Below are 10,297 nucleotides of genomic sequence, written 5' to 3'. Positions count from 1 at the left end.
GACTTCCACAATTAGGACAATGTGGAGCCTCATAATCGAGATTAGCGATGATTTCCTTGTGTGTATCCATATTGATGATATCTACAATCTTGATGTTTGGGCCTTTAATATCAAGGAGTTTTGTGATAAAATGTAATTGTTCCATATGAATCTTTCTAATGAGTTGTTTTGTCGCTTTTCATTATAGATCTTATGGGACTTTTTTTCTACACAAAAATAGGCTCCATAAGATCCATAGGGGATTTACCCCCTACAAATATTATAGAGCCTTTTTTGAATAAAGCACTCTCCTATCTCAAAATACGCGAACAAATATGATATAATAGATTTATAGTGTAAAAAAATAACGAACAATTTTTTTGTTAAATGCGAGGTTGAGAAATGAAGCTGTTAGTTGTCGGTTCAGGTGGTCGTGAACATGCGATTGCTAAGAAGTTGCTTGAGTCAAAAGAAGTTGAAAAAGTCTTTGTAGCTCCTGGAAATGATGGGATGACTCTGGATGGTTTGGAATTGGTGGATATCTTTATTTCCGAACATTCTAAATTGATTGAGTTTGCAAAATCCAATGATATCGCTTGGACCTTTATTGGTCCAGATGATGCCCTTGCAGCTGGAATTGTGGATGATTTCAATGCAGCTGGGCTCAAGGCTTTTGGTCCGACTAGGGCTGCAGCGGAGCTGGAGTGGTCCAAGGATTTTGCTAAGGAAATCATGGTCAAATATGATGTTCCGACAGCAACCTATGGCACATTTTCCGACTTTGAGGAAGCCAAGGCCTATATCGAGGATAAAGGTGCTCCAATCGTAGTCAAGGCGGATGGGTTGGCGCTTGGGAAAGGTGTTGTCGTTGCTGAGACGGTTGAGCAAGCGGTCGAAGCCGCTCACGAGATGCTATTGGACAATAAATTTGGTGACTCAGGTGCGCGTGTGGTTATCGAGGAGTTTCTTGCAGGAGAGGAATTTTCACTTTTTGCCTTTGTCAATGGTGACAAGTTCTACATCATGCCAACAGCGCAAGATCACAAACGTGCCTATGATGGCGATAAGGGGCCTAATACTGGTGGGATGGGTGCCTATGCGCCAGTTCCACACTTACCACAGAGTGTAGTTGATACAGCGGTTAACACCATTGTCAAGCCAGTCCTCGAAGGGATGATTAAAGAAAGTCGCCCTTATCTGGGTATCCTTTACGCAGGGCTTATCTTAACAGCAGATGGACCTAAGGTCATAGAGTTCAACACTCGTTTTGGAGATCCTGAAACGCAAATCATCTTGCCTCGTCTGACCTCTGATTTTGCACAAAATATCACAGACATCCTTGATGGTAAGAAGCCAAACATCACCTGGACGGACAAGGGGGTGACTCTGGGTGTGGTTGTCGCATCAAACGGTTACCCACTGGCTTATGAGAAGGGCGTCAAGCTTCCAGCCAAAACCGATGGCGACATCATCACCTACTATGCAGGGGCTAAGTTTGCGGAAAATAGCAGAGCACTGCTATCCAACGGCGGACGAGTCTATATGCTCGTCACCACAGCAGATACTGTCAAAGAAGCCCAAGAAACCATCTACCAAGAACTCGACAAACAAAACACAGAAGGGCTCTTCTACCGAACAGATATCGGAAGCAAGGCTATAAAAGATTAACAGTTACTAAATTTGTCATGGCGAGCGAAAGCGAACCAAAGTAAGATAATGGTCGCCGTGGTGAAAAGACCAGAACAGTATCTGTTCTGGTCTAGGGAAACTTTGAGACCCTAGGCTCAAAGTTTAGGAATGAAACCGAAGGTTTGCTTCCGTCCCCACCACCTAAGACCATTATCAAAAAAGAAGAAAAAAGGAAAAATTATGACTAAACCAATTATTTCCATCATCATGGGCTCAAAATCCGACTGGGCAACCATGCAAAAAACAGCAGAAGTCCTAGACCGCTTCGGTGTAGCCTACGAAAAGAAAGTTGTCTCTGCCCACCGTACACCAGACCTCATGTTCAGACATGCGGAGGAAGCCCACAGCCGTGGCATCAAGGTTATCATCGCAGGTGCTGGAGGCGCAGCCCACTTGCCAGGAATGGTAGCTGCCAAAACAACTCTTCCAGTCATCGGCGTGCCAGTCAAATCACGTGCGCTTAGTGGCGTGGATTCACTCTATTCTATAGTACAGATGCCGGGTGGAGTACCAGTCGCAACTATGGCGATTGGTGAAGCAGGTGCGACCAATGCGGCCCTCTTTGCCCTCCGTCTCCTTTCAGTAGAGGATCAGGCTATCGCGACAGCATTGGCTGATTTTGCAGAAGAGCAAGGAAAAATCGCAGAGGAGTCTACAAATGAGCTCATCTAAAACAATCGGAATTATCGGTGGCGGTCAGCTGGGTCAGATGATGGCTATTTCTGCCATTTATATGGGGCACAAGGTTATCGCGCTGGATCCTGCGGCAGATTGCCCAGCCTCTCGCGTGGCGGAGATCATCGTGGCTCCTTATAATGATGTGGATGCTCTGCGTCAGTTGGCTAAGCGTTGCGATGTCCTCACCTATGAGTTTGAAAATGTTGATGCTGACGGTTTGGATGCTGTCATTAAGGAGGGACAACTTCCTCAAGGGACAGACCTACTCCGTATTTCTCAAAATCGCATCTTTGAAAAGGACTTTCTCTCAAATAATGCTCAAGTAACGGTGGCACCCTACAAGGTTGTGACTTCTAGCCAAGACTTGACGGAGATTGACCTGTCCCAAAACTATGTCCTCAAGACTGCAACAGGTGGCTACGATGGGCATGGGCAAAAGGTCATTCGCTCAGAAGCAGACTTGGAAGAAGCCTATGCGCTAGCTGACTCAGCAGCCTGCGTTTTAGAGGAATTCGTCAACTTTGACCTTGAAATTTCTGTCATCGTGTCAGGAAATGGTAAGGAAGTGACAGTTTTCCCAGTTCAGGAAAATATCCACCGCAACAATATCCTGTCTAAAACCATTGTACCAGCTCGCATTTCAACAAGTCTAGCTGACAAGGCTAAAGCTATGGCAGTGCGAATCGCTGAACAGTTGAACCTGTCTGGAACCCTTTGTGTGGAAATGTTTGCAACTGCTGATGACATCATTGTCAATGAAATTGCTCCGCGACCACATAACTCAGGGCACTACTCGATTGAATCCTGCGACTTTTCGCAGTTTGATACTCACATTTTAGGTGTTCTGGGAGCACCATTGCCAGCCATTAAACTACATGCGCCTGCTGTTATGCTCAATGTCCTCGGCCAGCATGTCGAGACTGCTGAAAAATATGTCACAGAAAATCCAAGCGCCCACCTCCACATGTATGGTAAAATAGAAGCGAAGCACAACCGTAAGATGGGACATGTGACTTTGTTTAGTGATATGCCGGATAGTGTGGTTGAGTTTGGGAAAGGGATAGATTTTTAGGACAAGTCTATGATACAAATTATCGTTAACGCTTTTGTTGAAAAGGATAAAACTGGAGCAGTCGTAGAAGTCTTGTATGCTAGTGCTGACCAAGATAAGGTACAAGCTAAATATAAAGAACTAACTGCAAAATACCTTGAAAACTATTTAGCTATCTATAGTTTACCGCTGGATACGGATTTGAATACACTAGATCACTATCCATCAGTATGGATTGGAAAAGAAGAGTTTGAGGAGAGAGAAGAATAATGATTTTAGACTTATTTAATAATGAAAATAATACTATTGAAACGGATACTCTTAGCATAAAGGAACATGCAATAGCTACTCAAAACGATGTTATTCAGATAGACAATATTTCTATGATGACAAAAGCAACATTGGCGTTTAGAATTTCTTTGAAAGAAATAGTTTTTGTAGCTATTATGTTAATAATGTTTCCGATAGATTTTATTCCAAATATCATTCCGATTACTTTTTTGGCTTTGTACATTTATATTGTATATAACCGTTATGAGAAATATCTTAAAACAAAATATTACATAGAGTTCAATTTAGGGTCTAGCAAAAATTCTTATTTGTTTTTTAAGGAAGAAATATTTCGAGACAAAGTATATGAAGTAATTAAAAAATCTTTTGGTGATAAAAATCAGATCACTTTTATTGATATAAAACATCAACAAATTGGTGGGGAACAAAATATTTTTGAAACAGGCTCATATAAAACAACGGTATCAGGTAATGATAATGTAGTTGGAAATAATTTTGGTTCGGGTAATAATGTCACATTTAATGGGGACAACAATGTTAAATCAAATATTGTTACAGATTCAATTTTAGAAAAATCTAATATGAATGTTGAGTTTCCCTGGTCGGAACTTTCTAAACAACTTCAACAGATTGTTAACAATGCTTCTGTTCTATCTGAGCAATCTGTCAAAATTTTAAAGAACTTACTTGCTGCAGCTGATAAAAATAGTGAGTCTGAATTTACTGTAATTGTTAAAGAAAATGCATCATTTTTCAATCAACAGTTTATTAAAGATATAATATCAGGAACTTTAGGTGGAGTTATTTCATCATTACTATCAGGCAGATAAAATTATAGGAGTAAAAACAATGATCAACCGTTACTCTCGCCCAGAGATGGCGAACATTTGGAGTGAAGAAAATAAATACCGTGCTTGGCTTGAGGTGGAAATCTTGGCTGACGAGGCATGGGCTGAGTTGGGGGAAATCCCTAAGGAAGATGTGGCTTTGATTCGCGAGAAAGCGGACTTTGACATCGACCGTATTTTGGAGATTGAGCAGGAGACTCGTCACGATGTGGTTGCCTTCACACGTGCGGTTTCTGAGACGCTTGGTGAAGAGCGTAAGTGGGTACACTATGGGTTGACTTCTACCGACGTGGTGGATACAGCCTACGGTTACCTCTACAAGCAGGCCAACGACATCATCCGTCGTGACCTTGAAAACTTCACTAACATCATCGCTGACAAGGCCAAGGAGCATAAGTTCACTATCATGATGGGTCGTACCCACGGTGTGCACGCTGAGCCGACAACTTTTGGTCTTAAATTGGCGACTTGGTACAGCGAAATGAAGCGTAATATCGAGCGTTTCGAGCATGCGGCTGCTGGTGTGGAAGCTGGTAAGATTTCTGGTGCGGTTGGAAACTTTGCCAACATTCCACCATTTGTAGAGCAATACGTCTGCGACAAGTTGGGTATCCGTGCTCAAGAAATCTCTACACAAGTCCTTCCTCGTGACCTCCACGCTGAGTATTTTGCAGTTCTTGCCAGCATCGCGACTTCCATCGAGCGCATGGCAACTGAGATCCGTGGTCTGCAAAAATCTGAGCAACGCGAAGTAGAAGAGTTCTTTGCCAAAGGTCAAAAAGGTTCATCAGCTATGCCTCACAAACGCAACCCGATCGGTTCTGAGAACATGACAGGTCTTGCGCGTGTTATCCGTGGTCACATGTTTACAGCCTATGAAAACGTCGCTCTCTGGCACGAACGTGACATTTCACACTCATCAGCTGAGCGTATCATCACACCAGATACAACCATTTTGATTGACTACATGCTTAACCGTTTTGGAAATATCGTCAAGAACTTGACGGTCTTCCCAGAAAATATGATCCGCAACATGAACTCGACATTTGGTTTGATTTTCAGCCAACGTGCCATGTTGACCTTGATTGAAAAAGGCATGACCCGTGAGCAAGCTTATGACTTGGTACAACCAAAAACAGCTTACTCTTGGGACAATCAAGTGGACTTTAAACCGCTTCTTGAGGCAGATACAGAAGTAACATCACGCCTCACTCAAGAGGAAATCGATGAGATCTTCAACCCTCTTTATTACACTAAACGAGTGGACGATATCTTTGAACGTCTAGGACTGGGTGATTAATTAAACAATAAACAGCGAGCTTTAATCTCGCTGTTTATTGTTTATCGAAAAGACTTAGTCTTCTTTTCTTTTAGTGAGTCCATAGGCTGCTAGTGTGGCCATGAGTCCTGCTACTAATAGTCCTGCAGAATCGTGACTTCCTGTTTCAGGAAGTTTTTTCTCTGTTGCCACAGGAGCTGGACCTTGAGGAAGAGCTTTGCTTTCCTCAGCAGGAGAAGTTGGTGGAGTTGGTTGGCTTGGGATTTCTAGTTTTGGTTTTTCTTCAGCAATAGCGGCTTGTCCGTTTTCATCGCCTACATGTGTTACCAGAATTCCGACTTCGACTATTTGAGTAACGGCTTCCTGTGCTACAACACTATTTACAAGAGTTTTCACTTCCTTGCCATCGGCAGAAGTGCTCACAGAGTAGAAGTTGCTACGGCGCCCGTTGACACCTTTAGTAAGGACTTGCGTTTTTCCTTTGAGCAAGAGTGGATTTTCACGAGTTACTGCGGTAAATGGAATTTCTTCTTCATGGATATCCAGTCTAGGTTTTGTTTCTGCGACTGGAGCAAGATCATGTTCATCGCCTACATGCGTTACTAGAGTTCCGACCTCAACAATTTGAGTAACGGCTTCCTGTGCTACGACACTATTTACAAGAGTTTTCACTTCCTTACCATCGGCAGAAGTGCTCACAGAGTAGAAGTTACTACGGCGCCCGTTGACACCTTTAGTAAGGACTTGTGTTTTTCCTTTGAGTAAGAGTGGATTTTCACGAGTCACTGTGGTAAATGGAATTTCTTCCTCTTGGACATCTAGTCTAGGTTTTGTTTCTGCAACTGGAGCAAGACCACTTTCATCACCCTTGTGAGTTACAAGGGTTCCGACTTCCACAATTTGAGTAACGGCTTCCTGTGCTACGACACTATTTACAAGAGTTTTCACTTCCTTGCCCTCAACAGTGCTCACAGAGTAGAAGTTGCTACGATGTCCATTGACGCCCTTAGTAAGGACTTGAGTTTTTCCTTTGAGCAAGAGTGGATTTTCACGAGTCACTGTGGTAAGTGGAATTTCTTCCTCTTGAACATCTAGTCTAGGTTTTACCTCAGTAGTTGGTGCAAGACCACTTTCATCACCCTTGTGAGTTACAGGAGTACCGACCTCAACCACGTGGTTCACAGCTTCTTTGGTTACCTGGCTATCAAGGATTGTTTCGGTTGTTTTTCCATTTTCAGTAAGGACAGAGATGTAATGAGTTCGTTCACCTTTGACTCCTGCTGTGATAATATTTTCCTGACCAGCTGGGAGGTTAGGATTTTCTTTCTTGATAACTTCAAATGGGATTTCTTCAGTTCTTGTGATGAGTTCTGATCTGGTTTCAACATTGGCAGCCACTTCATTTTCATCCAGGCTTCCTGAATGAGTTGCAGCTGGTTTGAGACCTAAGCGAGCGGCTTTTAGTTTGGCTACAAGTGTGTCAAGCTCAGCTTGTTTATTACGATTGAGGTTGTAATTTAGAGCTATTTTAGCTGCACTTAGGGCATCCAAGCTTTCCTTGCTGTATCCTTCTAAGTTTTCAGGAATTTGTGCGATTTCTTCGCGGAGAGCATTATAATTAGCACGGAAGTAGTCTTTGTTGTGGTCTGCAAAGGCAGTCATAAGTTCAAAGATTTCTTCCTCCTTGTACTCAGCGCTTGGTCTATCTGCCCAGATAGCAAGCATACTTCCGACTGTTGGAAGGTCTACTTCAGGATATTTGGTAGAAGCTAGTTGATTGAATGGTGTTTTTCCAGTATTCTCAATAGCTTTTTTGAGGAAACCGCCACCATCTTCTGGTTTTTGACCGAGAATGTAGTACCAGTCACCGTTGGTATTCAAGAACTTATAACCCTTGCTTGCTAGGTATTGAGGTGATGCGAGGTTGTAGCCCCACCAGCCTTTAGACCAGTAAGAAATCAAGACATCTTTGTCAAACTGAACATCGTCCTTGTCCTCATAGTAGAAGCCATCGTTGAAGGCCATTGGTTGAAGCCCTCTTTCTTTGGCCATAGCTGCGAGGGTGTTGGCATATTCGGCAAACTTGCCATAGAGTTGATACCATTTGAGGTAGTACCAGCCTTGGGCACTAGTCGCATCGTTAGCGTATTCGTCAGTACCAAAGTTGAAAATCTTTGTTTTACCTGCAAAGAAGTCCATGTATTTACCGATGAGGGCTTTTACAAAGTTCATCGCTTCTTCGTTTCTCAAGTCCATAGTTGTTTTGGAGACTTTGTCAAAGTGGGCTTGAGGATTTTTAATACCCAATTTTTCCATGGCAACCAGCATAGCATCCATGTGACCTGGGCTGTTGATAGCTGGGATGAGACCGATACCCTTAGATTTAGCGTATTCAATTAGTTCTGTCACTTCTGCCTGTGTAAGCGCAGTCCCATTTGGATCGTCGTAGTAAGCTTTTGTTCCTTGGATGATGGCATTTTTGACATCATCACTTGAATAGGTTTTTCCGTTAGCAGTGATGGTCATATCATCGAGTAAGAATCGAAGTCCGTCATTTCCTAGAAGGAGATGGACGTCAGAATATCCGAGCTCACTGGCCTTATCTACGATGCGTTTGAGTTGGTCAAGAGTAAAGTATTTGCGTCCAGCATCGATTGAAATCACCTTGTTTTTAGCAAGTTTTTCAACCTCACGTTTAGCATCTTCTTCTTTTTGAGCTTCTGGTGTGAAGGTCAAATTGCTGACTGCTTCTTGAAGTTTTGCAATTGCTTGGTCAATCGTGTCTTGTTGAGCACGGCTGAGGTTGCTATCAAGTGAACGGATGGCTTTTGCCGCTTCGTTAACTGCTGCGACACTTTCTGTAGTATAACGGTTAAGGTCTTTTGGTACCTCGTTAAGTGCTTGTTCTGCAGACTCATAATCAGCTGCGAAGTATTCAGCATTAGAATTTGCGAATTGACGCATGAGTTTGAAGAGGCGTGACGGTGAATAACGTGCAGATGGGGTGTCAGCCCAAGCAGCTACCATACCACCTATGAATGGAATAGTTGCTCCGTCGGATTTTGGAATCGAAGTGATTGGAGTGTTCTTGATACCGTTTAATCCTTGATCAAGGTTGTACCAACCTTGGCCATCTGCATTTCGTCCAAGAACATAGTACCAAGCATCGTTAGTATTTAGGATTTGGTGACCTTTTTCTACTAGAAGTTTAGAAGAAGCGACGTCGTAACCTCCCCAGCCACCAGTCCACATTGAAACGATGATATCTTTGTCAAAAGTTCCGAAGCTAGTATCACTATTATAGTAGATACCATCATTGAAAGCCATTGGTTTGAGACCGTGTGATTTTACAATACGAGCTAGGTCATTTGCGTAGGCAATAAATTTTTCATATCCTTTTACAGGATAGCCTTCGTTTGGATAGTATTTATCAGCTTGAAGAACGCTCCAACCTTTAGCGTTTGTTGCATCATTGGCATATTCATCAAGTCCGATGTTGAAGATTTCAGTCTTTTTCGCGAAATAAGCAGCATATTTATCGATAAGGGCTTTTGTAAAAGCGACTGCCTGTTCGTTGTCAAGATCTACAGTACGAGCTGATTCCTTCCCAAAATAGTTAAAGTTAGGGTTTTGGATTCCCAATTCTTTCATGGCATTGAGAATCGCATCCATGTGACCAGGACTATTTACTGTTGGGATGAGACCGATACCTTTATCTTTGGCATAGTTAATCAGATCTGTCATTTGACTTTCTGTTAAGTGATTGCCGTTTGGATCGTTGTAATAATCATTTGTACCTTTTTCAATGGCACGTTTGACATCGTCACTCGAATAAGTCTTGCCGTTAGCTGTGATGCTCATATCGTCCAACATGAAGCGGAGCCCATCATTTCCAACTAATAGGTGTAAATCAGTGTAGCCATAATGTTTCGCTTTGTCGATGATTTCCTTTAGTTGCTCTGGTGAGAAATATTTACGTCCAGCATCAATAGAAACAATTTTCTTTTTCGCTAGTTTTTCATTTACTTGAGTGGCACGTTCAGTAGTCGGAGCGAGTACAGCAGGAATAGCGGGCTCGTTTTTCTTCTCAGTATGGGCACTCTCTGCGCTTTTTTCCACTTGAGTTGTGTTTTCTGCTTCCGTAGTAGGGGCTGGGCTGGTATGTTCTGTTACTACTGGTGTTACCGCATTGTCTGTTTTTGGAACAACTGTGTTAACAGTATCTTTTTCAGTTTTAACTTCCTCTTTTATAGTTTTATCAGCTTGTTTTACAAGTTTTTCTTCTTTATCTTGAATTGGTGCTTCTGATGCTTGTGGGCTATCCGGCACAGCTTGCAAAGTTTCAGTAGCTTTTGGTGCTGGTGTGAGTCCATCTGCAGATACGACTTGCGCACTGAAGGTAAATCCTATCAGTACAGAAGCTGTTCCGACTGCATACTTGCGAATCGAGAAACGCTGTTTCTTGTCTAGTTTCATGATAAA

At 42.7% G+C, this 10,297-nt stretch carries 7 protein-coding genes and 1 pseudogene; 6 read left to right on the top strand and 2 right to left on the bottom strand.

Translation table 11 applies throughout. The features are described from left to right. Window positions 1-145 (bottom strand): annotated as a pseudogene (locus tag D8845_RS05420) (ISL3 family transposase); the annotation flags it as partial. Window positions 146-381: 236 nt separating this feature from the next. Here D8845_RS05420 and purD point away from each other — a divergent pair. The 6 genes from purD to purB all read left to right on the top strand — a co-directional run bounded on the left by purD (window position 382) and on the right by purB (window position 5,836). Further along, a complete protein-coding gene (gene purD / locus D8845_RS05415) occupies window positions 382-1,647 on the top strand; it encodes a phosphoribosylamine--glycine ligase (RefSeq protein WP_125452748.1) in 1,266 nt (421 codons plus the stop codon). Window positions 1,648-1,848: 201 nt separating this feature from the next. Then, the gene (gene purE / locus D8845_RS05410) at window positions 1,849-2,340 is read left to right on the top strand and encodes a 5-(carboxyamino)imidazole ribonucleotide mutase (protein WP_125452747.1); all 492 of its coding nucleotides are present in this window, start codon (window positions 1,849-1,851) and stop codon (window positions 2,338-2,340) included. After that, on the top strand, window positions 2,327-3,418 hold the full coding sequence (gene purK, locus D8845_RS05405; protein WP_260467940.1) for a 5-(carboxyamino)imidazole ribonucleotide synthase: 1,092 nt from the start codon (window positions 2,327-2,329) through the stop codon (window positions 3,416-3,418). The genes purE and purK overlap by 14 nt, the downstream gene beginning before the upstream one ends. Before the next feature lie 9 nt (window positions 3,419-3,427). Next, window positions 3,428-3,667 carry a phosphoribosylaminoimidazole carboxylase gene (locus D8845_RS05400; protein WP_125452745.1) on the top strand — a complete coding sequence of 80 codons (240 nt, stop codon included), beginning with the start codon at window positions 3,428-3,430 and terminating at the stop codon, window positions 3,665-3,667. Beyond that, the gene (locus D8845_RS05395; RefSeq protein WP_125452744.1) at window positions 3,667-4,518 is read left to right on the top strand and encodes a hypothetical protein; all 852 of its coding nucleotides are present in this window, start codon (window positions 3,667-3,669) and stop codon (window positions 4,516-4,518) included. Before D8845_RS05400 ends, D8845_RS05395 begins: the two co-directional genes overlap by 1 nt. A 19-nt stretch (window positions 4,519-4,537) precedes the next feature. Further along, complete coding sequence (gene purB, locus D8845_RS05390) at window positions 4,538-5,836, top strand: adenylosuccinate lyase (protein ID WP_125452743.1); 1,299 nt, start codon at window positions 4,538-4,540, stop codon at window positions 5,834-5,836. Between the two features lie 54 nt (window positions 5,837-5,890). On the opposite strand, the gene D8845_RS05385 is transcribed toward purB, so the two are convergent. Next, window positions 5,891-10,291, bottom strand: a complete 4,401-nt coding sequence (locus D8845_RS05385) for a G5 domain-containing protein (RefSeq protein ID WP_125452742.1) — start codon at window positions 10,289-10,291, stop codon at window positions 5,891-5,893. Window positions 10,292-10,297: the final 6 nt, after the last annotated feature.

Source organism: Streptococcus mitis, assembly GCF_003942865.1.
GTDB lineage: Bacteria > Bacillota > Bacilli > Lactobacillales > Streptococcaceae > Streptococcus > Streptococcus mitis_BI.
Note: the sequence above shows the minus strand (reverse complement) of the source record. Positions and strands in the feature narration are given on the sequence as shown.